This is a genomic window from Nocardia sp. NPDC056100, assembly GCF_042266325.1.
In the GTDB taxonomy this organism is placed as follows: Bacteria; Actinomycetota; Actinomycetes; order Mycobacteriales; family Mycobacteriaceae; genus Nocardia.
The window spans coordinates 1,123,427-1,148,676 of the sequence record NZ_JBHJVY010000002.1 but is presented as its reverse complement, the minus strand read 5'-3'; the positions used below and the strand labels follow the sequence as shown (position 1 = coordinate 1,148,676).

Below are 25,250 nucleotides of genomic sequence, written 5' to 3'. Positions count from 1 at the left end.
GATCGCTGATGAGCACAGCAACGCGCACGGTGTCGCGACTCACCGGTGCACGGGAAACCGGCCAACCTGCCCGAGTGATTCATCAAATACCGTCAAGTGCAACGGATCTGACCGCGGTGCCAGGGTTGAATCGCGCGCTGCGACTGTGATAGATGGTCACTGTAGATCACGCTGTGCGGCGTCGATCGCATCGGGAATGGGGCGGCGTGCTACCGATATCGCGACGAAAAGTGTTGGGGCTCATGGTGGCCGGGGTGGCTGTCGGTGCCGGTGGGACGGCGGCGGCGCGGCCCGCGCCGGATAGTGTGCCCGCGCTGGGCGAGGAATTCCTCTGGGGTGTGGGGATGTCCGGCTATCAGGCCGAGGGGCATACGCCTGACAGCAATCAGACCCGCTATATGAGCAGACAGAGTCCGGACTTGCGCAGGTATCCCGATTCAGCCGATTTCTACAACCGCTATGGGTCCGATATCGACCTGGTCGCGGGATTGGGTGCGGGTGTGTTCCGGATGTCGATCGAGTGGGCGCGGGTGCAACCGACCCCCGACGGTTGGTCCGAAGCAGGCTTCGATTTCTACGACCGCGTACTGGATCGGCTGGCGGCCAACGGTATTCGCCCGATGCTCGTGCTTGATGAGTGGGTTTATCCAGGTTGGGTCGCCGACCGCGGTGGGTGGCGGACCGACGAGATCGTTGACCTCTGGCTCGCGAACGCGCGGAAAGTGGTGGAGCGCTACGCATCCCGCAATCCGCTCTGGATCACCTTCTTCCAGCCGTTCAACTACATCAAATACGAATGGCGCGACGGTGATCTGGACACCGCCCAGATCCCGGAGATGAATCGCCGAATCGGCCAGGCGCACACCGTCATCTACGATCACATCCATCGGATGCAGCCGGGCGCGATGGTCACCGCGGCGATCGCCTATTTCTCCGATGTTGTCGAAGGGCTCACCAACACTGCGGTCACCGAGCAGATCGAGGACCGCATCGACTACATCGGCATCGAGACCGTCTATACCCCGACTCTCGATCTGTTGACCAAGAATCCGCTGAACTGGGGCAACCCGGACTCATGGTCGGTCCAGCCGGAAACCATCTACTATGCCCTGACCTATTACGCACGACGGTATCCGGACAAGCCGCTCTACGTCGTGGACAGCGGCCTGTACTCGTTCGACGGCGCGGCCCGCCCCGATGGGTACGGACGCGCCGACCACCTGCGCGATACCGTCTACTGGCTGCAACGCGCGAAAGCCGACGGCGCCAACGTGATCGGTTACAACTACTGGAGCCTCACCGACTCGTTCGAGTGGGACGGGTACAACCCGCGATGGGGCATCTATCAGGTCGATATCCGCACCGATCCCACACTGACCCGGCGTCCCACCGAGGTCGCCGACGCGTATCGGACGCTGGTGCGCGAACGCGGCGTGCCCGCCCGCTACCGGCCCGTCCGAATGCCGCAATCCTGTTCCCTCACAGATCTTCCGGACAGCTGTACCGATCCGGTGACGGTTCCCCGGTGACGGCGGGCGCCCGCTCAGGCGCACACCGCCGGTAGATCGTGCCCCGGTAGCGCGGCGGCGAGTTGCGCGGCGATGGTGTCCCGTGTGAGTCCGCAGATTCGGTCGACGGCGTGGGCGGCATTCAGATCCCACACCCGCAGCATCCCGTTGTCTCCGGCGCCGATGAGAAAGTTCGCCCGGGGATGGAACGCGACCCGCCACCCGGTGGAACCTGGCGCAATGATCGACTGTCCCAAGGCTTTCGGATGTGCAGGGTCGGTGGTATCCCACAGCCGCACCGTGGAATCGGTGCCCCCGGTGGCCATGAGTGCGCCATCGCCGCCGAAGTCCACCGAACTCACCGATATGCTGCTCACCGGCAGCGGCTCACCCACCGGCGTGATCTTGGCGGGATCGGCGATCGACCAGAGCCGGACCGTCCCCGAATTCCATCCGGCGGCGGCGATCCGATGGTCCGGGCTCACGGCCACACCCACCGCGCCGACATCCCGGGTCGCGTCCACGCTGCCCAGAGGAGTGCGGGAATCGCTCTGCGCGAACACATTCCACACCTGCAACTTGTCGGTCAGCGACACCACCTGACGGCCATCACGGGTCTGGGCCAACTGCAATCCATCCGTCAGGAGCGTCTGCGACACCGGTATCAGCACCGGTGCGCCCAATCGCACCGGTGTGGCGGGATTCGAGATATCCCAGAACACCATCTCCGGCGACGGAAGCGCCACCACGGTCGCGAGAATCGGCCGATCGGCGGCGAACGCACCCCCTGCTGCACCCGGAAAGTGTGCCACTTCAACAGGTTTCGCCGGATCGGTGATGTCGACCAAGGTGAAGACGCCGTGCAGTAGCAGTGCGACGTGGTGCCCGTCATGGCTCATGGCGGGCACCGCCGCTGCCGACACACCGGCCAGCGCGAAATCCGGTCGTGCGATCGTGCCGAGCAAACGTACCTCGCCCGGGTTCTCGATATCCCAGATATGGGCATCGGTACCGGGCGAGAGGGTGACCATGCGCCGCCCGTCGGCACTGAGCCCATTGGACAGCGAATCGATCTGGCCGGACTGTCCGGCCAGCACCGCGCCCGGCAGCGACCAGCGTTGCACCGCACCATTGTCCAGACCTGCCACGTACTGCCGCCCGTCCGGGCTGAACCCCGACACCGTCGGGACCGCCGAGCACCCGCGCCCGGACTTCGCACACCGAACAGAGTTGCCCGCCAACGGTGTTCCGAGCACGGTCGGCTGCGACAGGTCGGCGAGATTCCACAGCGTGACGCCCTCGACGGTGACGGTCGCCAGAACCGTGCCATCCTTGTTGGCCGTCATACCGAGCAGGTCATTGGCGGCGGCCACGGTAAACGACGTCCCCTCGGGCGTCATGGCGCCGGAGTCGTCCAGGCGCGCGAAACGCACCACGCTGCTGACGGGTCCGCCGGGTGCGATCCGGCCCTGAATATCGGCGAACACCATGGTCCGTCCGGTGCCCAGCGATGTCGCGGCCAACCCGCCCGCACTCTGGATGAGCGGTGTCGTGCGCGAAATACCATGTACGGGATCTATTTTCGCGAACAGTCCGGTCTTGGTCGAACCGAATCCGCCCTGGATGTGATTCACCGCGACCATGAGATCGCGGTCGTCGCCGAGGAAGACCGCGCCGTACACCTGATCCTCGCTCGTAACTCGCCCGGGAAGCGCCATCGGCGCGGCCGGATCGGCGATATTCCAGAGCGTCACATCGTGGGCGTGCACCACCGCCAGTCGGCCACCGTCACGCGTGAGGGTCGCCGTGACGATCGCATCACCGGTATCGATGGTGCGAATCAGCTTCGGGTGCACCGGATCCGACAGATCCCGAATGCGGACCATGTGATCTGAACCCGCCGACAGCAACAGGTTTCCGGCAGAGAGCAAAGTGATGATTCGCTCGGCCGGATCACTGATCGGCGACCCCAGCTCATGCGATCCGCTCCCACCCCGCGCAGGCCGCAATCGTACGGTGTGATCGTCTCCTGCTATCGCGAGCAGCTCACTGCCGACGAAAGCCATCGCGGCCACTTTGCCCGGATGATCGACGAAACTCGAAGCGACAGGCAGGGTTTGGCTCGCGATCAACCGTGAACCGACCCCGGCGTCACCCGGGCGCATCCGATAGGCCAGCGCGGTCAGCTCCGCCGACAACGTCGGATCGCTGCCCTGCAACCGATCCGCCTCGCTCACCACGGAATTGAAGAACGCTTCATCACGCTGATCGGCCACCACGCGGGTATTCACGAAGCCGACCAATGCGGCCGCTAGTAACACCACGACCCCGAACGCCACCAGCGCCTGCGTCCCGATCATCCTGCGCCGCGCCCGGATCGCCGATACAAGAAAGGCGTGGGTTCCCGGCGCGATCTCGCGGTCGTCGCCCGCGATCAAACGACCCCATCGCCGAGGCGATGCGGCCCTATCCGACTCGTGCGCAGCGGTTTCCGCTACGGCGGGGGAATCGTCCCCCGTCAGCGGGGGCCGACGCCAATGCCGCCGAGCCTGATCCAGTCGAGACCCGCGATACAGCAACGCGCTGGGACGCTCCGAGGTCTCCCATTCCGCGGCATCGGTGGCGGTCCGCTGCCGGATCAGATGGCCTTCCCGGTCGGCGTCGAGCCACTCCCGAAGACGGGGCCAGGCATCGAGCACCACCTCATGCGCGAGATACGCGGTGTCACCGTCGACGGTGACGAGCCGCGCCTGGGTGAGCGTCTCCAGGGCCGCGGCGGCGTCCTCGGAATGGCTTACACCGGTGAACAGTTGGTCACGCGGAACCCGGCGGCGAGTATCACGCGTGCCATCGCCGATGGTGACCATGCGCAGCAGCAGGTCCTTGGCGGCCACCTGCTCATCGGAGTTCAGTTTCGCCCACGCCGCGTCGGCGGTGTGCGCCACCGAACCGGCGACGCCGCCGGCGCCGCGGTATCCGGCGATCGTGAGCTGGTTCTTGGCACGACGCTGCCAGACCGCCTCCATGACGTGTGAGAGCAGCGGCAGGGTGCCAGCGCCCTCTGATCCAGTGGTGCCGCCGAGCCCCACCAACTCGACCATGATCAGTTCCGCGAGACCGGGTTCGAGCCGGAGTCCAGCGCGGCGCGCGGGCTCGGTGATCGCGGTGCGGAGTTCGTCGCCGCGCATCGGCGCGAGCACGAAGGCGCGCCGCACACAGGCTTCCACGAGCTCCGGTGTCTCGAGGCAGCGGGCGAAGAAGTCCGCGCGCACCCCGAGGATGACCGTCTCACCCGCATCGGCGCGGCCGCGCAATCGCCCCAGTAGATCCGTGCGCGCGGGTTCGTCGAGCGCGGTGGTGAACACTTCCTCGAACTGATCGACGATGGCTACGACGCGCCGGCCTTCGAGGTTCGCGTCCGATTCCTCTATCCGCCATGGTGTTCCGCTCACGACGGTCCACTCGGACCCGAGAGCAGGAACCAGTCCCGCCGCCAGCAGCGAGGATTTACCGGCACCGGAGGCACCGACGACGACCACGATTCCGCCGCCCGCCGCCGCGGTGCCGGTGACCAATTCCACCAACTCGCCGGTGACCTGTTCCCGCCCGAAGAACCACTCCGCGTCCGCACTGCGGTAGGGCTGCAATCCCGCGTAGGGGCAGCCTTCCGCCAATTCCGGAGTCCAGGAATCACATTCGACCCAGAGGCGTCGCCAGGCGCGCAGGTCGGTCAGTTCCGGCTCCGCACCCGGCGGCACCGCGTCCATCAGGGTCAGCAGCACCGGTCGTAGCGAATCGAATTGCGCCGGAACATTATCGCCGCGCCGCCACGCGCTGATGCGCTGCATTCGCACGGTTCCCCGCGTCGAGGAGCCCCGCGCGGCTTTGGTGCGCTGATTCGCCGCCCGCGTCACCCGGTCGAGAGTCGGATCACCGGCCAGCTCCCACAATGCCGCGAGCCTGCGGACGAATTCCTCACGCGGCGTGCGCGTCAACCGCTCCCCACCCAGCTCGACCACAAGCCCTCCATGTCCCAGCATCTGTCTCCCGCAACAGATTACGGTGCACGATGCGCAGACCGGCTCGGTTCATGCCGGTGGGATACCTCGCCGCTCGGCTGCCGAGTTCCGGTCAGGAATTCCGGTCGGCGGCCTTGACCTGCCGTAATGCGTTGTACGGCAGCATGACCGACTGCTCCGGAGGGATCCGGCGACCTAGCGTCGCCGCCATGACGAATTCGATCGACGCGAACGAGGCAGCCATCCGGCGCGGCACGTTCGCAGCGGCCGCATTGGCCGTGCTCTTCTTGACCCCCGTCGCCGTGATCGGCGTTATTTCCGTGCAGGACGGTCACTTCCACCCGATAGTGCTGCTGCTGACGGTGGTGCCGCTGATACCCGCGGCGTGGACGCTGTGGGTGACATATCTACTCGTCCGCCGCCGGGCCCATTGGCAATTGCGCAATACCCGAGCCCTCGTCACGGTTACCGCACTGCTCGCCACCGGCGCCGTTCGTTCATTGTTCGCCGCGCACTGGGGCTATGCGGCGATCTTCGCGCTCGCGGTCGGCGCGGTGAGTCTTGGTACGGCGGCGATTTCACGCGCCGGCACCGCCCTGGGCGCACCGAGGCGGCGCTGATCTCACCGCCGCAAAGCTTGCCTGCGACAACCGATTAAGCAGAAAGGGTTCACGCCATGACAGTTCGATCCATCCATGAGCTGACCGACACCGATGACCCCGCATGGCCCATGATCGCCAAGAAGCTCACGACCGGTCCGGTGACCGTGCAAGTGCTGCCCGTCGATGCCGACCGAGCGCGGCAATCCCTGTTCCGCCTGCAGGTCACCGCGCGATCAGTGCTCGGCACACTGGTGTTGAACACCGGTGGACTCCTCGTCGATCACGGCTGGCTGCGGATCCTCGGCGGCGGACACGCGGGCCTTCCTGACGTGGCGACCATGAACCGAATCAGCGACCCCGGCGACGATCAGGGAGCCCTGATCATCGCCATCGACGTGCTGGGCGGCCTATTCGCCGTCAACGGCGGCGCGCTACCCGGAAAGCCCGGCGGCATATGCTTTCTCGGCTCCGACACCCTCGCCTGGATACCGATCGGTGGCGGCCACACCACCTTCGTCAACTGGGCCCTCGACGGCGGCCTCAAAAGGTTCTACGCCAATGTGCGCTGGCCCGGATGGGCCGACGAGGTGAAACACCTACCGCCCGATCAGGGCCTGTCGGTATACCCGCCGCTGTGGAGCGCCCAAGGCATAACGAACATCGCCGGAACCAGCCGCCGCAGCTGCGACCTACTCGAACTCGCCGCACTACACCTCGACCTCACCGAGCAGCAGAGCTGACCGGCGTCGCAATACTCGCAGCACTGAAAGACAGGGGGATGATGATGAGTCATCGGATCGTCGCGGCGATCGACTTCGGCACCCACGGGACGGGGTACGCGTGGGCGTTCACGTCCGAACTGGATCGGGAGCCGCGCCAGCGCGGTATTCATTTCTTCGATGAATGGGCGGGCCAGCCCAGTAGCTATATCAAGAATCGGACCGCCCTGCTGTTGGGGCCCGATGGCTCACCGGTGGAGTGGGGACATCAGGCGCGGCGGCGATTCCACACGGACTCTCGCACCGGGGTTTTCGAGTATGTAGACCAGTTCAAGATGGATTTGCTGCAGGACCCGGATCCGAATCTTCCCGGCACCTCGGTGGCGCGCCGCACCGATATGAGTACATATTTGGTCACGGCCTATCTGCAGCTCTTCTTCCGGTTCGCGGTGCAGGACATCGTGGCGCGCAGCGGTGTCACCGAGAGTGAAATCCTCTGGTGTCTCACGGTTCCCGCGATCTGGCGGGATCGGGAACGTCAGCTCATGCGGCAGTGCGCGGAGCGTGCGGGTATACCCGGGGATCGACTGCTGCTGGCGATCGAGCCCGAGGTGGCGGCGCTGTACTGTCGTCACGATGCCGGGCTGTCCGGCGCGGACACCCCGGGCGATCGCTTCATGGTCGTCGACGCGGGCGGTGGCACCGTCGATATCACCGCATACGAAGTGACCGATGCGGGTTTGACCGAGATCGGCTACACCTCCGGCGGCGGCCACGGGTCGACGTATCTGGATCAGGACTTCATCAGCCAGGCCATGGTTCGCAGAGTCGGCCGCAGTTCGCTCGACACGGCCTACAACGCCGATCGTGGTGCGTTCGCCGATCTGCTCGATGCCTGGGAGCGAGCGAAACTCGGCTTCGATCCGGCGGCGGGTCACGACCTGGTCGTACCGTTGAACAATCGCCTCTATCGGAACCTCGACGCGGACGCGCGGGAGAAACTGGCCCGCGCGCAGAACGGGATCGACGACGAGATCATCCTCGATTCAGAGGAAACGATCAGTCTTTTCGATCGAACCTTGGAGCCGATTCTCGATCTGGTCGACGATCAGCTCGCCCGTATCGGAGGCGCGGGTGTGGGCCGGATTCTGCTGGTCGGCGGGTTCGCGCAATCGCGACACCTGCAGAACCGCTTGCGGCAACGCATCGGGTCCCAGTCGATGCTCGTCATCCCGTCGAAGCCTGCGTGGGCGGTGTTGATCGGAGCGGTGCACTATGCGCTGGCGCCGTCGACCGCGATCGTGGGCCGACGTTCACGGTTCACGTACGGAATCGCCACAGCGCTGAAGTTCGAGGAAGGGCGCGATCCCGAGGACTATCGGAGGCATAACTACCGGGATTGGCCGTCGTGCACCAATAGGTTTGATGCCTTTGTCCAGGCGGGCGAGATTATCGACTTGGGCCACGAGGTCAGACGCACCTATCTGCCATTTGACGACGGGAAAGCCACGATCGGTCTCCGGATTTTCACCTCGGTGGATCTGGAACCGCGCTATGTCACCGACAGCGGGTGTAACGAGGTAGGTCAGTTGACCGTGGACGCCTCGGCCTCCCTGTCACTTCCGACCTCCGAGCGAACCTCGGAGGTGATCATGACCTTCGGCGGCACTGAGATCTCGGTGCGGGCCAGGGACCTGCGATCCGATCAGGACGTCAGCGTCACCGTCGATTTCGTCACCGACCACTCGACGGATCTCGAGCGTACGGGCGCTGCGGCGACGAAGCGAACGATGATGAGGCGGAACGCATGAACGAGCGCCATCGCGCCGGATCGAGATTCGACACCGCGCGACTGGACAGGGTCGACGACCGTGTTCGACGAGTAACCGAGTACTGCCTGCAACTGCAACAGTCCCTACTGCCGGCAATGTCAGCCGAAATCGCCCAGCTTGCAGGCGAATTCGCCGAGCTGAATGCCAGGTTCACTTCCGTTCTGGCCAACCAGCACCGGTATGAACAACCCGACACCACCACGGCGGGCCACCTGGGTCACTACGAGATCTCACATCAGCTGCGCTCATTCATCGAGCAGGACCTGCGCCGCGCGGTACAGCGGATCCTGCCGCCCGGTGCGTCATCCAACGATCGCTCCGAAGTGATAAGTCGCTGTGCGGCAGCACTTTTCCAGCATTCGGAGATCGATCGCACCGCCCTTGAGGACATCTTCCACTCCGATTCGGGGGATACCGCGCAACTCGAATATGACGTTCTGCAACGGGCAGCCGAAATACGGCAGGCGGCAGCGGATCTGGGGCACGAGCACCGTTGGGACTTCACCTGCGAGCCGGGCGGCCCACTCGATGCGGAGACCCAGGAGCCCTGGGGTGTGTGCGATCCGGACGAGCCGACCGCCTACGTCGTGGTGCCCGCCTACTACGTATCCCGCCGCCTGCTGCTCAAGCAGCAGGTCGTCACATCTGCCGCTGAGCCCTTGACTGGGCGCGGATCTCCGGATTGAACCACGCTCGTCACGTTTCGGTGGTGGGCGCTACTGCATCAGCTGGATGTGGGGGTGATCGGGTGAGGTCGGGCAGATGCGCAGAATCATGTTGTAACCGCGAGCAATAGTGACACGGGGACCTACGGTCGTGCTGTAATCGTCTGCCAGGGCTTGGTCTTCGTAGGGTATCCAGCTGTGGGTCGCGGCGTCCCATTCGCTCGACGCGACGGTGAGCAGCGATTCGGTTCCGGTACCGCAGGTGGGGCAGGGCTGGGGATAGGGATCTGTTGTACCCCAACGGATATGGCCGCCGACCTTCCATCCGGGCGAGACGCATACGTTGCTGACGAACCAGCTCTTGACGTCATCCGGATCGATTGCGATGTGCTCTCGGCTGGCCCACTGTCGCATTTGCTCGAGCGACTCTTCGCCGAGTTCGTCGAAATCAGTGGGGTATTCGACGATGGGTTCGGGGTCAAGTTTGCACGGAAAAGGTATGTAGTCGTAGCCGTATTCCGCTGCGGACGGCACCGGCGCGGCCCGCAGGACGTCGGTGACGTCGGCGGCGGTTCGCCACACCAGCGTGGTCTTGGGCATGACGTCGTCATGGTCCACCGGGCACCAAAGTATCTGCAGCAGATCCTTGCCCGGCGGCGGACGCAACCCGGGGACATCACGTGTAAACAGTTGCGCCACAGGCAACATCGCGTTCGGCACATCACCGATGTCGCGCCATGGTTCGGGGTCGTAGCGCGTCAGCTTGGCGTCCGCGAGCGACTGTGACGGGTCGAGCGCGTCCGGGTTCCACTCGTCGGTCAACAGATCCCAGTCGTGCGGCCCGTGACAGTGCGGCCAGGGTTCATCGGCCGGCCACAGCAGCGGCCCGCCGATCGAACTGTCGTACACCGACGGCGTGCCGCCGCGCGGATGCAGCCGGGTCGCGGCACGCGCGTATGGCGTCATCGCGGGACACGCGGCCGCGACATCGACTGCTCGGGGTGGGGTGGTTCGGCTCATCGGCAACCTCATCGGATTCGGGCGTTCGAACTGTAGTTCGGATAATCCTGAATTCCACGGCTGGGAATACCCGGCTACCGAGTGGCGGGACGGGTTGACGTCCGGAAAGTCGAAGGCGGATGTACCCATCAGCCCGTCGAAGCGGCGTCGCGTACTTCGAGATGTCTTGCTCTTCTCGCGTTACTGGTATGCGAAGGCGACAATAATTCGTTTAAGGCTTCACCCGCACCGCGTGAGGGCTGCCGAATGCATGATGACACCCTCTACGGTGGTGGTATACCGGCGATGTAGATGATAGGAGTCCGAGACAACCTTCATCGGTAACGGACGCTCACCATTCGGATCCAGTTGCAGAGATAGCGGGACTCAGCCGGTAATGCTTGGATGCGCGCGAAGGGCGACCATGCCGTACGCTTCGTGCCCATGTCCGGGGAGATTGCGCATGCCAAAGGGACTGATGGAACGTCGCGAGCGAAACGATGGCTCGAGCGGACCACCCGGGCGAAAGTGCCTTGGGTGCAGCCCGATCCGGCTGCGGTGCGAAAATTGACCTTTAGAAAACCGAATGGTTCGTTCTCTTTCGATCTCGGGGGAGTGCTTCATGGAGGCGAGTTCGACAAGCAGGAGTTCCTCGCCGAGGTGAAGAACTACAAGGACGCCAGCGACCAGCCGGTCCTGTATCGCGAGTTCATCGCCAAATGCTATCGAGCCTATTCTGAGCGTCCTGAGCGGTGTGATCACTTCATGTGGATCACCTGGGCGCCGTTCAATGCGACAGAGTGGTCCAAACTCGACAGCTGCGACAAAGTGAAACATTGTGTCAGGGAGTGCTGGCAGTTCAATTTCACGAGCAAGGAACAAGCCGATGGCGCGATCCTGGATTCAGGGATCGTGAAGGAAGTAGCCGATCGTATTTGGCTGCTGGTGCTGTCGGAGAAACAGATCGATCATCTGTCCATGAGTGATGAGTATCTGTCGGTCATCGCCATGCACGAGGTTCTGGCGGAGGCGAAGAAATGACCTCGTATACCGAATCGGAATTGAATGAGGCCCTCCGCATCGCCGATGGTGCTGCCTCCATCGAACGGGTGAAGGATATCGTCAGCGACGCGTTGCTCGCGGCCGATCCCAGCGCCCGTGTGATGCGCACGGAGTACTTCAACCACACCTACATCCCGGACCTGGTCGTCGAATGGCCTTCTCGCGGTACCAACTCCCTTCGCCGTGTGTATCTGAGGCCGACTCAGGACCCCGGTCAAATCGATATCGATATCAAAGAGCGTGGGTCGACCCGCCCGGTGTTCGTGCACCTGTCGGCGCTGTTACCCCAGCACAACGACATCAGTCTCGAACATCTGTCCGCAACAGCGCGTTCGGCGCAATCGCTGGTGACCGAGATCGGGTCCTTCGAGCGACTTGCCGAGCATTCGACCGCCCCGGGCGCGCGGTTGCTGCCGTCGTCGGTGCTCAGGGGCGGACGAGGGCTGCTCGAATCGGCGCAGGCCACCGCCGCAGCCCAAACGATCAGCCGCGGCTTCGCTGGTGCCATTCTCGCCGACCCCGAGTCCACCGGGTCGGCGCTGGCGACCCTCGAAAGCGTCTTAGCGCCCAGCACGGCCGTCGAGTTGACATCGGTCCTCGAGACGATGTGGATCGCCTCGGGCGCGCCGTTGAGCCAGTTTCCTAGGCCCCGCCAGGATTGGACGACGACGCCGTGGAGTGCTCCCCTGAGCCCGGACAGGTTGCGGGCACTGCTGCGCGCGGTCTCGCCAGAGCTGCACGCGTTCTGGCGAACGATCGGGCACCAGATCACCCTCGACTCATTCGAGGGGATGAACATCCTCGGCGACGACCAGTTGGCACTCCAATCGATTATGGAATCCGCTCTGGACAATCTCACCGCCCGCACCTGCCGGATTCTCGATTCGGCAGGATCGGAGAATATTCCGGACACACTGACCTGGCATGTACAGCACGGGCAGTTGTCGCTGGCCGCGTTCGGTCGACGGTCGTGGTTCGGTCAGCGAAGTGAGGACTTCCCCGCCTACGACAGCAGCGATGATCGCCGCCCTACCCCGCAAGGGTTCACCGATGTCGCAGTGCGCGCGGATATTTCGATCACACGGGTGGATTTGGCCAATGGCAGTCGGACGTTGTCGTTCGGGTCCAAGGACGGCAACGACATCATCGGTGACGATATGACGGCCTCGTTCGCCCAAAACCTGGGCGAGGGCACGGTGGTCGATCGCGCCGTCGCGCTGGTCGAGTCCCGGCCAGTGACAGTCGATTTCGCCACCGGCACTACATTCGGTCGCCCCAATGCCCGCCTCAAGGCCGCGAACCTGTTGTGGACCACCTGGACCATGCTGGCAGGCCTTACCAAGTCCCAGTGGGCCTCGTTCTCGCGTACGATCCGCCAGTCCGAGGCTGGCGACCCGCATAGGGTCTATCTCGAATCGAACTGGCACCCAGCAACATTCCTCGCTCGTAGTCGCCCTGCAGGCGAGCTGACCACGCGCCTGTCCCGGCTCAGAAATGAACTCGACCGCAACCGGATACCCGAGACAGACTTTCGCCAGGCCGCGCAATCCGGTGATTATCTGGCGATGCTGCTGCTGGGCATGCTGCTGGAGAGCAAAGACGAGACGGTCGAAGCCGAAATGTGGTTTCGCAATGCGATCGAGCCCACCAGCGGCGAGGCCATGGTTGCGTTGGCGTCGCTGCTCGAGCGTCAGGGGCAGCGCGTTGAAGCCGAACGTTGGTACCGCCGGGCATCGAACATCGATTTCCGCGCCTGAGTGCCCAGGCTCTCGGAGAATTCAGAAGGACGGCACCCCGACGTTATTCGTCGGACAAGACAACCAACTCCAACGGCCATGGCAGTACGTCACGTACCGCGGCCCACCGTGCTTGGTCGTGTGTGACGATCTCCCAATCCAGATGTCGCGCCACCGTGAGTACATGCGCGGCTGCCCAGTCGATGTGCTCGGTGACGGCCAAGATGTCGGCCAGCTCACCGGTGTCGGCCAGTGTGGACAGCCCGGTCAACGCCAGTGCGTCGATATTGTCGATGACTCCGTCGATGCTCTCGCGTTGTTCCTCGCCGAGCTCGGCCTTCACCGCCGCCAGGGTGAGGGTTGGGACCGCCATTCGTATGTTTCGCTCAGCAAGATGTGCGATCAGACTGGCTGTTGTCAGCGAACCCTGCGCATAGGCAAGCAGTACCGTGTCGTCGAAGACGTATCCCGTCATCCGCGAACGGCCTGACGGGCCGCAGCGCGCTCGGCGAGCGCATCAGCCATCCGCGCGCCCGCCGACCACGCGGCCGGATCCGCCTGTGCCGCAGCAGTCCTCGCCTCGTACGCGGTTCGAAGCCGAACTCGCACCGACTGATACACGTCGAGTAGGCGATTGAGGGTGTCATCGACCGTCTCGTTGGGTGTCGCGATCGCCGCCAGCCGATCACGCGTTGCGGGCAATGCCGACAGCGTCGTCTTCGCCCGCTTACCTTGAGTATCCGCGTCCGTCATGCTCTCAGCATATCCGTCATGCGCAGAATATGCGGCAACCGGCGCGATACCAACGACTTGGTAGCGGCCCTTGCGAGCGACCAGTTCTAGGCAATTATGTAGCTAATATCATCGAGGTGGTGTTCATCGCGATCGCTCACCCCGTCTATGCCCGCGCCGTCGTGGGCGTCGGGTCGGATTGGAGACGCTGATGTCGGAGATGACGGTCTATGACCGGTTGGATGTGGGCGCGGCGAATGTAGCCGATCAGGTCATCGCCTGGCGCCACCATCTGCATCAGAATCCGGAGTTGTCCAACCGTGAGGTCAACACAGCCAAGCTGATTGCCGATCATCTCAATTCTCTTGGGCTCGACCAGGTTCGAACCGGAATTGCCGGACATGGAGTGGTCGGGGTGCTCAAAGGCGGGGTGCCCGGCGATCGTGTCATCGCATTGCGTGCCGATATCGATGCGCTCCCGGTCCCGGACGAGTGCGGGGTGTCCTTCGCGTCGACTTTCGTCGACGAGGAGTATCCGGGCGGGCCGTTCCCGGTCTCGCACGCATGCGGACACGACTGCCACACCGCGATGCTGTTGGGGGCGTCGACCGTGCTGGCCGACGTGCGAGAGCAACTTCCCGGCACCGTCTTGTTCGTGTTCCAGCCGGCCGAAGAGGGCCCTCCGGTGCAGGAGAAGGGCGGGGCGCGCGAGATGATCGCGCAAGGGGCGCTCGACGATCCGCTTCCCACGATGGCATTCGGGTTCCATGTCACGCCGTATCCCAAGGGCTACGTGGGATATCGGGTCGGCAACCAATTCGGCGCGTCCAGCCTCGTCAAGATCGTCATCACCGGTCAGCAGGTCCACGGGTCCACGCCGTGGATGGGAATCGATCCGATGCCCGCGGCCGGAGCCGTGCTCACCGGAATCGGCCAGCTCTACCGGCAGATCGACGCCTTCGACCCGATCACCGTGAGCATCGGCCATATCGAAGATGTCGGCCGGTTCAACATCATCGGCCAGACCGTAACCCTTTGGGGCACAATCCGTTGCGCCGTCGAATCCGATATGGCGGACGTCCGGACGCGGTTGCACACGCTGGCCACCCACACCGCGCAGGCCTACAACTGCACCTCGACGGTGGACTACCTGCAGGACGTACCCGCCGTACACAACCTGGCGTCGTGGGTCGACGCGGGACTTCCCACCCTGCGCAAGGTCGTCGGCGACGATCGTGTCGTGCAAACCTCGCCCACCCTTGGTTACGACGACGTCTCCGAATTCGTCAACAAGTACGGTGGCCTCTACGTCACCCTCGGGGTGCAGGACACCTCATTCAGCGGTCCGAACGGCTTCGAAGCCGAACCGGGCGGACGCGGAGCGTGGATGAACCACAATCCGCACTTCTACGCCGACGACGACACCCTCGTAACCGGGGTGCGCCTGCACACCTACGTCGCCTACGACCATCTACACGGAGATCTGCTTCCGAAATAGCGGCACTTGCACGGGGATGAGGACTGCCGGAGGATTCGCGCAGCAGCCGCCCCGGCGACACCCGGGCCGAGCGGCTCGGTCATGGTGCGATGCGGGCGACCGCTCCGGATTCCAGCGCCGCCCATACCGCGCCATCGGGTCCGACGGTGATGCCGTGTGGTTCGGATTCCGTTGTGGGCAGGTCGTATTCGATGATTTCGCCGGTGGGGCTGATGCGTCCGAGGCGATTGGCTCCCCATTCGGTAAACCAGCAGTCACCCGAGGCCAGCGCGGTGATGGCGTGGGGTTTCGCCGTCGGATCGGGGAGCGGGAACATTCTCATCGTGCCCTGCAGGTCGACGCTGCCGATGCGGCCGGCGGCGATATCGACGAACCACAATGCGTCCGTTCCGCGAGTGATGCCCACCGGTGCGCCTGGGTCGGGAAGTGGGTAGATGGCGGTCTTGCCGTCGAGGCTCATCCGCCCGATGGCGTTGGCCTGGTTGAGGGTGAACCACAGTGCGCCGTCGGGCCCGCGATCGATCATGGACGGGAACCCGCCTTCGATGGGAAGGTCGAAGTGCGTGACCTTTCCGTCAGCGGTGATGCGACCGATGCGGTCGGTGTTCATCTCGGTGAACCACATCGCCTCGTCCGGACCGACGCAGATCCCGAACGGGCTGGCTCCTGACGGCAGGCCGAACGCGGTCACGACACCGTCGGTGGTGATGCGCCCGATGTGATCGTCACCGGATCGGGTGAACCACAAGGCATCGTCCACGCCCGCAGTGATGATGGTCGGGCGGCAGCCGACAGGGCCGGCCGGATACCGGTCGAACGCGCCGTCGACCGTCAAGCGAGCGATCTCGCCGCTCTTGACAAGGGTGAGCCAGAGCGCGCCGTCGGCACCGGTGGTGATGCCATAGGGGCTCGCTTCGGCGTCCGCCACCCAGATCTCTTGAACGATGCGATCGTCGGCTTCGGGCATCGTGAGTTGCCTTTCCTGGCTTTGTCATTCGGTATCGATCGGCTGTCCGGCTCACACATCGCCCTTGGTCGCGGCGAGCCGGGCATCGGCAGGTTATGTCCGATTCCGATTCCGATGTCGATCAACCGTCTTTCGTTCCCAGCCTCGATCGTCGGCGAGCGTAGCCGCGTCGCGGGACGATGTCGCCGCGCTCACACTTGAACATGTTCAACAAAGGTCCTAACCTCAGAGTTGAACACGTTCAAATCAGCAAGGGAGCTGGGAAAATGAACCTCGTCGTTGCCACCTATGCCGCGTACGCGGCGATCAGCTTGGCGGTCACGTTCTGGGTGGCGCGCACCCTGCACCACACCGGGGCACGGTTTCTGGTGGATGTCATGAATGGCGACAGCGATCTCGCCGATACCGTGAATCATCTTCTGGTCATTGGGTTCTGGCTGGTCAATGCCGGATTCGTGGCGCTGGCGCTGCGGATCAGCGGACCGGTGCCCGATGTGCGCGCCGCCATCGAGGAACTCGCCATGAAACTCGGGATGGTGCTGCTGGTGCTCGGCGGAATGCACTTCGCAAACCTGATCGCGCTGAACAAGATTCGCCGCAGCAGGCATCAGGAGCGGCAGGACGCCATCGCACCCGCTCCGATTCAGTTCGACACGGTCCCACTAGCCTGATCGACATGACGCGCCCTGAGCCCACGACCGCGCGCGGTGAGGAAACTCGCCAGCAGATCATCGCCGCCGCCCTGCGTCTGTTCGAGCAGAACGGCTTCACGAAGACCACCATGCGCGCGATCGCGGGCGAGGCGGGCGTCAGCGTCGGCAACGCGTATTACTACTTCACGTCCAAAGAACAGCTGGTTCAGGGCTTCTACCAACAGATTCAGACCCTGCACGAACAGCGGGTGCAGCAGAGCACCCGCGGCGATTCCCTCGCCGCGAGATGGCAGACGATGGAAATGGCCTTCGTCGACGTAGCCGCTCCCTATCACGAGTTCGGCGGCAAGTTCTTCGCCATCGCCGCCGAACCCACCAGTCCGCTCAGTCCGTTCAGCGATGAAAGCCGCCCTGCGCGAGAGTCTTCCATCGACATCATGCGCAACCTGGTCATCGGCGACGACGTCAAAGGCGACAAGCGCTTGCTGGCCGAGCTGCCGAGTCTACTGTGGCTGGCCCATATGGGCATCGTGCTGTTCTGGGTGCACGACCGCAGCCCCGATCAGGAACGCACCCGAATGCTGATCCGCCGAGTCGCCCCCCTCGTCGAACGCGTTGTGGCGCTGTCGAGATTGCGCCCGCTGCGTCCCGTCCTGTACCCGGCCCTGGATCTGATCAACGACCTCGGTAACTAGACGGGTTGGGCGGGTGCGTCGGCCTTGTGGCCGCGCTGGGCGTCGCGGTCGAAAATGCCCAGGATCTCGCACGGTCCACCCTCGGCGCCGATGGCGTGCGGGAGCATGGTCGGGAACTCCGCGGCCTGGTTCGCTTCGATGCGAAAACGCTTGTGGCCCAACATGAGTATCGCGGTTCCGGACAGGACCACGAGCCACTCCCGGCCCGGATGCGCGCGCATGCGGGCCGGATTGTCCGGCGGCGGTTCGGTCATGCGCTGGCGCACCACGCTCATGCCCGGCTCGCCCTTCATCGTCCAGCGCATGAGCCCGTGCGCGGCATCGATCATCGGGCTGGTGACGATATCGTCCGCGGCGGTCTCCACCAGCTGGTCCAGCGAGGTGCCCAGGGCGCGCGCGAGGGTGACCAGCTGATCGAGGGCGAGACGCCGTTGACCGTTCTCGATGCGTGAGAGCGTGGACTGACTCAGATGCGCGCGGTTCGCCAGTTCCTCGAGCGACCAGCCCTGCGCCACCCGCAGTGCCCGGATGCGTTTGCGCACGAGGCTGTCCAGGTCCCCATCGTCTTGCGTCATAGGCAAGATCCTATGCCATTGATGCAAGAGGAGCTTATCGTCGCTGATAGGTGTCCGGAACAGCTGGGCCGTGCAGGAAGGGACCGAGGCAATGGTTGAGATGGCTGCGGGGTACACGAGCGACGCCCTGCCCGCTGAGACCGTCGACGTCGTGGTGATCGGCGGCGGTGCCGCGGGTTTGAATGGTGCGCTGATGCTCGCCCGCTCGCGCCGCTCGGTCGTGGTGATCGACAGTGGCAGCCCGCGCAACGCGCCCGCGACCGCCATGCACGGCTTCTTCGTGCTGGACGGCACCCCACCCCTCGAACTGCTCGAGCGGGGTCGGGAGCAGGTGCGCGGTTACGGCGGCGCGATCATCTTCGGTGAAGTGGCCTCCGCCGAACCCGCCGCGCCGGTCGGGGGAGACCTGCGTTTCACCATCGTTCTCGCCGACGGACGCAGCCTGACCGCACGCCGAGTGCTGGTGGCCACCGGACTGCGCGACGTACTGCCCGACGTGCCCGGCCTGGCCCAGCACTGGGGACACGGTGTGGTGCACTGCCCGTACTGCCACGGCTGGGAGGTACGCGATGAGCCGATCGGCATCCTCGCCACCGGCCCCGCCTCGATCCACCACGCCTTGCTGTTCCGGCAGTTGACCGAGGACCTGGTCTACTTCACCGGCGACACCGAACTGGATGCGAACACTCGCGCGCGCTTCGCGGCCCGGAGCATCCGCATCGTCGATACCCCGGTAGCGGAAGTCGTCACCGCCGAGGACGGCACGCTCACAGGTGCGCGGCTGGCCGATGGACAGTTCATCGCCCGCCGCGGGCTCGCGGTCGCCACTCGCATGCGGGCGCGCACCGAGGGCCTCGAGGGACTGCACCTGCCGATCCAAAACCTGCCCGACGACATGGGTTCCAGCTTCGCGTCCGGCATGGCGGGCACCACCGAGGTGCCGGGCGTGTGGGTCGCGGGCAATGCCACCGACGCGAGTGCCCAGGTCGGTGCCTCGGGTGCAGCTGGTGCCCTGGCCGGTGCACATATCAACGCCCTATTGGCCACCGCCGACACCGATGCGGCGCTCGCCGCCGCGCAGGGGCGCATCACTACCGACTGACGTTCCCGCACACCGCGCGACCCACTGCCGTGATCGCAGCGCGCGATGTGCGGCGGCCTCCAATCCATCAACTCAGCGACCGACGATGCGTCGGCGCTGGTTTCCCCATGCCCATTCCGAGAGGAAACCCATGTCCACGAAACAACTTTCGCCGACCCCGGCCGCTGACGAGGGAGTGCCCGGCGCGCGTGAGCTCCGCGCGATCCTGATCGCCGTCTCGATCGCGCTGATGGCCGTCATCGCCTCGGTGTCCGGGCTGAACGTCGCCCAAACCCACCTGGCCGTGGAGTTCTCCGCGTCCCAGAGCACGGTCCTGTGGATCATCAACAGCTACACCCTCGCCCTGGCCGCACTGCTGCTGCCACTCGGCGCACTCGGTGACCGCCTGGGCCGCAAACCCATGCTGATCGCCGGGCTGGTCGTGTTCGGAATCTCGAATGTCGTTGCCGCGCTTGCCCCGTCGGTGGAGGTCATGTTGATCGCACGGGTGGCGGCGGGCGTCGGCGCGGCGATGATCATGCCCATCACCCTGGCCGTCATCACCGCCACTTTCCCCGAAGAGCAGCGCGCGAAGGCGATCGGTGTGTGGACCGGTGTCGCCGGTGGCGGCGGGATCCTGGGCATGTTCCTCTCAGCCCTGCTCGTCGATATCGCGAACTGGCGCTGGCTTTTCGCGCTACCGATCGTCCTGGTCCTCATCGCGCTGGCCATGACAGTGCAGGCAGTTCCCAACTCCCGCGAACGCTCGGCGCACGGCTTCGACATCGTCGGCGCGCTGGCATCCGCGATCGCGGTGGTCGGGCTCATCTTCGTCCTGCAGGAAGGACCCGAACGCGGCTGGACCGCGCCGATCACCCTGATCAGCCTGGCCGTCGGTATCGCGGCCACAGTCGCCTTCGTGGCCTGGGAGCTACGCCGCCGAGAGGCATCCTTGCTGGATGTACGCCTGTTCAGCGAGCGCGGCTTGGCCGGTGGCTCCCTCACACTGCTGGTGCTTTTCGGAGTGCAAGCCGGTATCGCGGTGGTCCTGTTCCCGTTCTTCCAGTCCGTACTCGGCTGGTCGGGACTTCTGTCCACCGCGGCGATCATGCCGATGGCCGTGATGATGATGGTGAGCTCCGGCCTCGCCCCACTGCTGTCCGCCCGCATCGGCGCCCGCGCGACCATGGCCACCGGCATCGCACTGGCCGCCGCCGGTCTGTTGCTGATGGCCGCGATCGTCTCCGTCGACGGCGGCTTCTGGTCCGTGCTGCCCGGCATGGCAGCCATGGGCCTGGGCGCGGGCCTGTCGATGACACCCTCCACCGAAGCCATCACCAGCTCCCTGCCACGCGAAAAGCAAGGCGTCGCTTCAGCACTCAACGACGTCACCCGAGAGTTCGGCACCGCCCTCGGCGTCGCCCTACTCGGCGCACTCGTCGCGACCGGCTACCGCACCGCCATCGACGACAAACTAGACGGCATCCCACCGACCACCGCCGACACCGCCCGCGAAGGCATCGCCAACGCCCTCGAAACAGCAAGCAGCGCAGGCACGCACGCACCGGATCTGATCCACGCGGCCCAACAATCCTTCATCGAAGGCTGGCAGCAAGCCATGTGGGCAGGCACCGCCCTCATGGGAGTTCTCTTCCTCTACATCGCTTTTCGTGGTCCGAAGAACCACCGCCCCACAGCGCACAACGACGTCCAAGCGTCCGAGGCCCTCACACGGACATTGAGTGAATGAGTATGGGACAGCGGCGCTTTCGGTTCTCACAGCCGTTCCGGGGCGGCGATGCCGAGCAGCCCGAGCCCGTGGGCGAGGGTGCGGGAAGTGAGCTGACACAGCGCGATTCGGTTGGCGCGAGCGGGTTCAGGCGCAGCCAGGACCGGGCAGGTGTCGTAGAAGACCGTGAACACCCGCGCCAGCTCGTAGAGATACGTCGCAAGGCGATGAGGCTCGAGCGACTCGGCGATATCGGCGAGCACCCCGGAGTACTCGTCCAGGTGCAACAACAGCGCCCGCTCCGCCGATTCGATCGAGGCGCCGGTGTCGACCCGAGCATCTGCGGGGTCACCGGCTTTGCGCAGAATCGAGCAGATCCGCGCGTGCGCATACTGCAGGTACACACCGGTATTGCCGTTGAACGCGGTCATGCGGGCGGGGTCGAACATGTAGTCCTTGACCCGGCTGGTGGACAGGTCCGCGTATTTGACCGCACCGATACCGGCGTGCTCGGCGATGGCGTCGAGCTGGGCGTCCGGCAGATCAGGGTTCTTCTCGGCCACCACCGTCCGTGCGGCCGCGACGGCGTCATCGAGCAGATCCATCAGCCGCACGGTGCCTCCGGCACGGGTTTTGAACGGTGTGCCGTCCGGACCCAGAATCGTGCCGTAGGCGACATGATCGACCTCGATGGCGTCGGTCAGTCACCCCGCGCGCCGCGCCGCTTCGAAGATCAGCTGAAAATGCAGGGCCTGACGGGAATCGGTGACATAGAGCAGCCTATCGGCGTGCAGGTGCGCGATCCGGTAGCGGATCGTTGCCAGGTCGGTGCTGTCATAGCCGTATCCGCCATCGCGTTTGCGGACCATGAGCACCGCGGGGGAGTCGTCGGGTCCGGTGACCTGTTCGGAGAGGACGACGACCGCACCGTCGCTGTGTACCGCCACCCCATTGTCGAGCAGTTCGGCAGCGGTGTCGGCGAGCATGGGGTTGTAAAACGATTCGCCCGCATAGTCATTCGGGGTGAGCAGCACCCCGAGCCGGTCGTAGATCGCACCGAATGCCTTCTCCGATTCGGCAACGATCTCCCGCCAGCGCGCCACCGTCGCCTCGTCACCCGCCTGCAGTGCGACCACCCGGGTCCGGGCGCGATCGGCGAAGTCCGCATCGGCATCGAACCGGGCGCGCGCGGCCTTGTACAGACCGTCGAGCGCTGACACCGAGGAGCCGGTGCCCAGATCGTCGGCATGCCAAGGTGTTTCGGGATGTTCGTCGATGAACTGGATCAGCATCCCGAACTGGGTGCCCCAATCACCGAGATGGTTGGCGCGCACCACATCCGCACCCAGGAACCCGAACACCCGGGCCAGGCTGTCGCCGATGATCGTGGTCCGCAGATGCCCGACATGCATTTCCTTGGCCACATTGGGCGCGGAGTAATCGATGACGATCCGCTGCCCACCACAAGGCGCACCGACGCCGAGCCGAGCACCTGCCAACCGAGCGGCCAACTGCCCCCACAGCGCCGCATCGGTGAGGGTGATGTTGAGAAACCCAGGCCCCGAGGCCCGCACGTCAGCGATGACCATGCCGCTGTGGCTGGCGATCCCGCTGCTGAACTCTGCAGCCAACATTGTGGGCTTGTCACCGCTCCGCTTCGCCAGCGGCAGAGCGGCATTGGATTGGAAATCCGCCCGATCCGATCGGCGCACCACCGGATCCGCCCCCGCCAATTGCGGACGGGCACGCACGATCGCCTCCGACACAACGGTAGCGACAGTTGCGAGCAGCGGCACGACGGCGGCAGCACTCACCAGCGGATCCTTTCATCGAAAACGGGATGGTTCAGTATCCCAGCGCCCGCCACCCAATTTCGGCCCAGCGGCAAGGCTGCGAGATGCGAGACACGCCACCGCCGCCCGCGCAGACCACGATATGAGCGAACCTTCTCCCCACGCGGCCGGACTACTGCTCGGCGCGCCGCTCATGCGTCATCAGCAGCTGCACGGCGCGGTCAGCCTGGCTGGTGGGGACGGTCGATCGCAGCTCGACCAAAGTCTTCTGTTGTCCGGGAGCCAACTCACGCGTCAGCGCGGCTGCCTCCAGCTCTGCCAGCTGCTCACGCGCGTTACGTGCCGAGTCGGACAGGGTGTTGTTGAGCCCGAACAGATCTGTCAGCAAGGCCTCGTCTACGGTGCCGTTGACGACCCGATTGAATGCCTCTCCGGACAGTATCTCGGCCCTGGAACCTCCTTCCCATGGGGACGAGAGATGGATCAGTCCACCCTCATCGGCCGCCTGGCAGATGAAGGGGCTATGGGTGGTGACAAAGAACTGCATTCGCGGAAAATGGCTCTTCAGCCAGAATCCGATTCGTTTTTGCCACTCGATATGCAGATGAGCGTCAATCTCGTCGATCAGTACTACTCCTTCATGCATAACGCTGATGTGTCCGCCTGAATCCTCTTCTGTAGCAATGGAATCGAAGCCAGAGAAAAGGTGTCTGATCAGGTCCAGAACCAATCCGGCGACAGTGCGGTACCCATCACTCAACGAAGCCAGCGCTAGGACGCGGCCCTGCCGGGTTCGCACCCACAGCCCGTCGGAGTCGACCTTCTCAATCCGCATCCCTTCCGATAGCAGTCCGTCATCGAGCAATTTCAGGATCAGCTGTTCGGTGGCGGCCGCCCCTGGACTGCCTTCGAGACGACGCAGATAGATCCGCTGAAGCCATGCCACCGATTCCGACAGCGACGCGTCTTGACGAAACAGACTGGCCAAAGCTGCGGGGCGGCCGGGCATCAGCAGCCGCTGCGCTTCGGTCCGTGTTGGCGAAAGGTGCCAGAACGGCCCGTAGCCAGCAGCGAACCATCCACGAGGGTTCTCCGCCCAAGGCCCACGTACAGGTGTCCAGTTCCCTCCAACAGTGGCTCTGGCCATTGTCGGCTCGGGACCGTCAGCGCGCTTCCATTCCATTGCGGCCCACGGATCGAACGCAGGCCTGCGTCCGGTACCGAACCAATCCTCGTCACCGAACCGCAGTCTCACCGCAGCCCGTTCGAACGACTCTCCATCCCGAACCCACCCCTGGAACGTCGCGGCCAGCAACCGAGCCACGGATGGACCTGCAATCGCTAGGGCAATCGCCTGCAAAAGCGTCGACTTTCCAGCACCGTTATGACCGGCGATAACGATCCACCGCGGCAAAACGCCACCCTTGCGCGCGAACACGAGCGAGGATGCGCTGCCGCCGGAAGGGAATCCCCGAATACCCTCCAACTTGATCTCCACGATCTGCACTCGACGAGCCTACAAAGTTGCCGTATCCAGGTGGACCTCCTCGACCAGCCTTGCCGCGCAACCATCTTCAGAGGGGTGCACTGACGCGACAAGGAGCCGAAAGTCTGGTATCAAGATCCGGCACGGCAGCACCCCGGAACGAAAGACAGGTAGTCCTTCCGGCGGCCATGTCGTATTCATAGCCCCCTAGAGCTCAGGCAGAGTGGATCCTGTTAGGAGACCGGCGAGTTCGGCGATGTGCAGTACTGCCGTGAGCTCAGCAGGGGAGAGTTTGTACTCACCTGAGGCGATTGATTCGGGGCCGATGCGCCCGAGCAGTGTCTGCAGTGTGGTCGCGTCGAGGCTTCGAGCGGCAACGTGTTCGGTCAGCTCGCCGACAGCCGCTTCGGAGTCCTCGCTGAGTTCTGATTCCGAGTCCTCGCTCAGCATATGAATGATGTCGGCGGCGCGGTGGAGGTTTTCGCCGTCGGCGGTGAAGCCCGGCGGGTAGGGGGCTCGATCCCAGCTGGTGCCATCCCACCAGTAGAGGAATCCCGCCATGTCACCGACGCGGTCGAACCACTCGCGCGGGAACCACTCCGGCGCACCGGCGAGCAGGTCGACGTCGTAATCCATTGTCTCGCTGAAGTCGACGTCACCGCCGACAACGACGGCGCGACCGCCGCTCATGAAAGTCAGTGACCACCACCAGTTTCCGCCGAGGTGGCGGACATGCATGCCGTCGGCATCGATGCGCACCTCCTCGGGTGTCTGTACGTCGACGCTGTACAGCAGCCCGATCACGGCACCATATCCCCAGATATCGATGGGTGTGGGCAATGAGTATTGGGCATCGTCGGATTCGGCCATGATCGGATCGTATGCATCACGCCGCTGTA

At 64.5% G+C, this 25,250-nt stretch carries 20 protein-coding genes and 1 pseudogene; 12 read left to right on the top strand and 9 right to left on the bottom strand.

Going from position 1 to position 25,250, the window contains the following annotated elements; translation table 11 throughout:
• Positions 1-254 precede the first annotated feature (254 nt).
• On the top strand, positions 255-1,529 hold the full coding sequence (locus tag ACFC0O_RS17370; protein WP_375958872.1) for a family 1 glycosylhydrolase: 1,275 nt from the start codon (positions 255-257) through the stop codon (positions 1,527-1,529).
• A gap of 14 nt (positions 1,530-1,543) precedes the next feature.
• Here the strand turns inward: ACFC0O_RS17370 and ACFC0O_RS17365 are convergent, their stop codons facing one another.
• On the bottom strand, positions 1,544-5,527 hold the full coding sequence (locus tag ACFC0O_RS17365; protein WP_375958870.1) for a WD40 repeat domain-containing protein: 3,984 nt from the start codon (positions 5,525-5,527) through the stop codon (positions 1,544-1,546).
• Between the two features lie 209 nt (positions 5,528-5,736).
• Here ACFC0O_RS17365 and ACFC0O_RS17360 point away from each other — a divergent pair, with 209 nt between their 5' ends.
• Genes ACFC0O_RS17360 through ACFC0O_RS17345 form a run of 4 tightly spaced genes read left to right on the top strand, consistent with a single transcriptional unit; the run spans position 5,737 to position 9,366 of the window.
• Positions 5,737-6,147 (top strand): hypothetical protein, encoded by a 411-nt coding sequence (locus ACFC0O_RS17360; protein ID WP_375958868.1) that lies wholly within the window; start codon positions 5,737-5,739, stop codon positions 6,145-6,147.
• Between the two features lie 56 nt (positions 6,148-6,203).
• Positions 6,204-6,869 carry a DUF2625 family protein gene (locus ACFC0O_RS17355; RefSeq protein ID WP_375958866.1) on the top strand — a complete coding sequence of 222 codons (666 nt, stop codon included), beginning with the start codon at positions 6,204-6,206 and terminating at the stop codon, positions 6,867-6,869.
• Between the two features lie 44 nt (positions 6,870-6,913).
• Complete coding sequence (locus ACFC0O_RS17350) at positions 6,914-8,659, top strand: Hsp70 family protein (protein WP_375958864.1); 1,746 nt, start codon at positions 6,914-6,916, stop codon at positions 8,657-8,659.
• Positions 8,656-9,366 (top strand): hypothetical protein, encoded by a 711-nt coding sequence (locus ACFC0O_RS17345; RefSeq protein ID WP_375958862.1) that lies wholly within the window; start codon positions 8,656-8,658, stop codon positions 9,364-9,366. Before ACFC0O_RS17350 ends, ACFC0O_RS17345 begins: the two co-directional genes overlap by 4 nt.
• 30 nt (positions 9,367-9,396) lie before the next feature.
• On the opposite strand, the gene ACFC0O_RS17340 is transcribed toward ACFC0O_RS17345, so the two are convergent.
• On the bottom strand, positions 9,397-10,254 hold the full coding sequence (locus ACFC0O_RS17340; protein WP_375958860.1) for a hypothetical protein: 858 nt from the start codon (positions 10,252-10,254) through the stop codon (positions 9,397-9,399).
• A gap of 534 nt (positions 10,255-10,788) precedes the next feature.
• Here ACFC0O_RS17340 and ACFC0O_RS17335 point away from each other — a divergent pair.
• A complete protein-coding gene (locus tag ACFC0O_RS17335; protein WP_375958858.1) occupies positions 10,789-11,385 on the top strand; it encodes a hypothetical protein in 597 nt (198 codons plus the stop codon).
• Positions 11,382-13,163 (top strand): tetratricopeptide repeat protein, encoded by a 1,782-nt coding sequence (locus tag ACFC0O_RS17330; protein ID WP_375958856.1) that lies wholly within the window; start codon positions 11,382-11,384, stop codon positions 13,161-13,163. The genes ACFC0O_RS17335 and ACFC0O_RS17330 overlap by 4 nt, the downstream gene beginning before the upstream one ends.
• A gap of 43 nt (positions 13,164-13,206) precedes the next feature.
• On the opposite strand, the gene ACFC0O_RS17325 is transcribed toward ACFC0O_RS17330, so the two are convergent.
• Together ACFC0O_RS17325 and ACFC0O_RS17320 are read right to left on the bottom strand one after the other, a co-directional pair.
• Positions 13,207-13,515, bottom strand: a complete 309-nt coding sequence (locus ACFC0O_RS17325) for a hypothetical protein (protein ID WP_375958854.1) — start codon at positions 13,513-13,515, stop codon at positions 13,207-13,209.
• Between the two features lie 98 nt (positions 13,516-13,613).
• Positions 13,614-13,895, bottom strand: coding sequence for a hypothetical protein (locus tag ACFC0O_RS17320; protein WP_375958852.1), 282 nt, complete (start codon positions 13,893-13,895; stop codon positions 13,614-13,616).
• A 190-nt stretch (positions 13,896-14,085) separates the two neighbouring features.
• Between ACFC0O_RS17320 and ACFC0O_RS17315 the strand changes: the two genes are divergently transcribed.
• Positions 14,086-15,372: a M20 family metallopeptidase gene (locus tag ACFC0O_RS17315; RefSeq protein WP_375958850.1), complete on the top strand. Its 1,287-nt coding sequence runs from the start codon at positions 14,086-14,088 to the stop codon at positions 15,370-15,372.
• 79 nt (positions 15,373-15,451) lie between these two features.
• On the opposite strand, the gene ACFC0O_RS17310 is transcribed toward ACFC0O_RS17315, so the two are convergent.
• Positions 15,452-16,339, bottom strand: coding sequence for a virginiamycin B lyase (locus tag ACFC0O_RS17310; RefSeq protein ID WP_375958848.1), 888 nt, complete (start codon positions 16,337-16,339; stop codon positions 15,452-15,454).
• Positions 16,340-16,605: 266 nt separating this feature from the next.
• Between ACFC0O_RS17310 and ACFC0O_RS17305 the strand changes: the two genes are divergently transcribed.
• Positions 16,606-17,010 carry a hypothetical protein gene (locus tag ACFC0O_RS17305; protein ID WP_375958846.1) on the top strand — a complete coding sequence of 135 codons (405 nt, stop codon included), beginning with the start codon at positions 16,606-16,608 and terminating at the stop codon, positions 17,008-17,010.
• A 5-nt stretch (positions 17,011-17,015) separates the two neighbouring features.
• Complete coding sequence (locus ACFC0O_RS17300) at positions 17,016-17,687, top strand: TetR family transcriptional regulator (protein ID WP_375958845.1); 672 nt, start codon at positions 17,016-17,018, stop codon at positions 17,685-17,687.
• Here the strand turns inward: ACFC0O_RS17300 and ACFC0O_RS17295 are convergent.
• Positions 17,684-18,262, bottom strand: a complete 579-nt coding sequence (locus ACFC0O_RS17295; protein WP_375958843.1) for a helix-turn-helix domain-containing protein — start codon at positions 18,260-18,262, stop codon at positions 17,684-17,686. The two genes, ACFC0O_RS17300 and ACFC0O_RS17295, sit on opposite strands and share 4 nt — an antisense overlap.
• A 91-nt stretch (positions 18,263-18,353) precedes the next feature.
• Here ACFC0O_RS17295 and ACFC0O_RS17290 point away from each other — a divergent pair, with 91 nt between their 5' ends.
• Positions 18,354-19,364, top strand: coding sequence for an NAD(P)/FAD-dependent oxidoreductase (locus tag ACFC0O_RS17290; protein WP_375958841.1), 1,011 nt, complete (start codon positions 18,354-18,356; stop codon positions 19,362-19,364).
• A gap of 130 nt (positions 19,365-19,494) precedes the next feature.
• Positions 19,495-21,093: a DHA2 family efflux MFS transporter permease subunit gene (locus ACFC0O_RS17285; protein WP_375958839.1), complete on the top strand. Its 1,599-nt coding sequence runs from the start codon at positions 19,495-19,497 to the stop codon at positions 21,091-21,093.
• A gap of 26 nt (positions 21,094-21,119) precedes the next feature.
• On the opposite strand, the pseudogene argS reads toward ACFC0O_RS17285, so the two are convergent.
• The 3 genes and pseudogenes from argS to ACFC0O_RS17270 form a co-directional block, all read right to left on the bottom strand.
• Positions 21,120-22,787: pseudogene (gene argS, locus ACFC0O_RS17280) on the bottom strand (arginine--tRNA ligase).
• A gap of 250 nt (positions 22,788-23,037) precedes the next feature.
• A complete protein-coding gene (locus ACFC0O_RS17275; RefSeq protein ID WP_375958837.1) occupies positions 23,038-24,372 on the bottom strand; it encodes an AAA family ATPase in 1,335 nt (444 codons plus the stop codon).
• Between the two features lie 186 nt (positions 24,373-24,558).
• A complete protein-coding gene (locus tag ACFC0O_RS17270) occupies positions 24,559-25,221 on the bottom strand; it encodes a hypothetical protein (RefSeq protein WP_375958835.1) in 663 nt (220 codons plus the stop codon).
• Between the last annotated feature and the right edge of the window lie 29 nt (positions 25,222-25,250).

Bases quoted from the DNA above. Each gene is read 5' to 3' on its own strand.
- ACFC0O_RS17345 (WP_375958862.1), top strand. From the start codon at position 8,656: ATGAACGAGCGCCATCGCGCCGGATCGAGATTCGACACCGCGCGACTG.
- ACFC0O_RS17320 (WP_375958852.1), bottom strand. From the start codon at position 13,895: ATGACGGACGCGGATACTCAAGGTAAGCGGGCGAAGACGACGCTGTCG.
- ACFC0O_RS17335 (WP_375958858.1), top strand. From the start codon at position 10,789: ATGTCCGGGGAGATTGCGCATGCCAAAGGGACTGATGGAACGTCGCGA.
- ACFC0O_RS17355 (WP_375958866.1), top strand. From the start codon at position 6,204: ATGACAGTTCGATCCATCCATGAGCTGACCGACACCGATGACCCCGCA.
- ACFC0O_RS17290 (WP_375958841.1), top strand. From the start codon at position 18,354: ATGGTTGAGATGGCTGCGGGGTACACGAGCGACGCCCTGCCCGCTGAG.
- ACFC0O_RS17350 (WP_375958864.1), top strand. From the start codon at position 6,914: ATGAGTCATCGGATCGTCGCGGCGATCGACTTCGGCACCCACGGGACG.
- ACFC0O_RS17300 (WP_375958845.1), top strand. From the start codon at position 17,016: ATGACGCGCCCTGAGCCCACGACCGCGCGCGGTGAGGAAACTCGCCAG.
- ACFC0O_RS17325 (WP_375958854.1), bottom strand. From the start codon at position 13,515: ATGGCGGTCCCAACCCTCACCCTGGCGGCGGTGAAGGCCGAGCTCGGC.
- ACFC0O_RS17360 (WP_375958868.1), top strand. From the start codon at position 5,737: ATGACGAATTCGATCGACGCGAACGAGGCAGCCATCCGGCGCGGCACG.
- ACFC0O_RS17285 (WP_375958839.1), top strand. From the start codon at position 19,495: ATGTCCACGAAACAACTTTCGCCGACCCCGGCCGCTGACGAGGGAGTG.
- ACFC0O_RS17305 (WP_375958846.1), top strand. From the start codon at position 16,606: ATGAACCTCGTCGTTGCCACCTATGCCGCGTACGCGGCGATCAGCTTG.
- ACFC0O_RS17310 (WP_375958848.1), bottom strand. From the start codon at position 16,339: ATGCCCGAAGCCGACGATCGCATCGTTCAAGAGATCTGGGTGGCGGAC.
- ACFC0O_RS17270 (WP_375958835.1), bottom strand. From the start codon at position 25,221: ATGGCCGAATCCGACGATGCCCAATACTCATTGCCCACACCCATCGAT.
- ACFC0O_RS17295 (WP_375958843.1), bottom strand. From the start codon at position 18,262: ATGACGCAAGACGATGGGGACCTGGACAGCCTCGTGCGCAAACGCATC.
- ACFC0O_RS17315 (WP_375958850.1), top strand. From the start codon at position 14,086: ATGTCGGAGATGACGGTCTATGACCGGTTGGATGTGGGCGCGGCGAAT.
- ACFC0O_RS17330 (WP_375958856.1), top strand. From the start codon at position 11,382: ATGACCTCGTATACCGAATCGGAATTGAATGAGGCCCTCCGCATCGCC.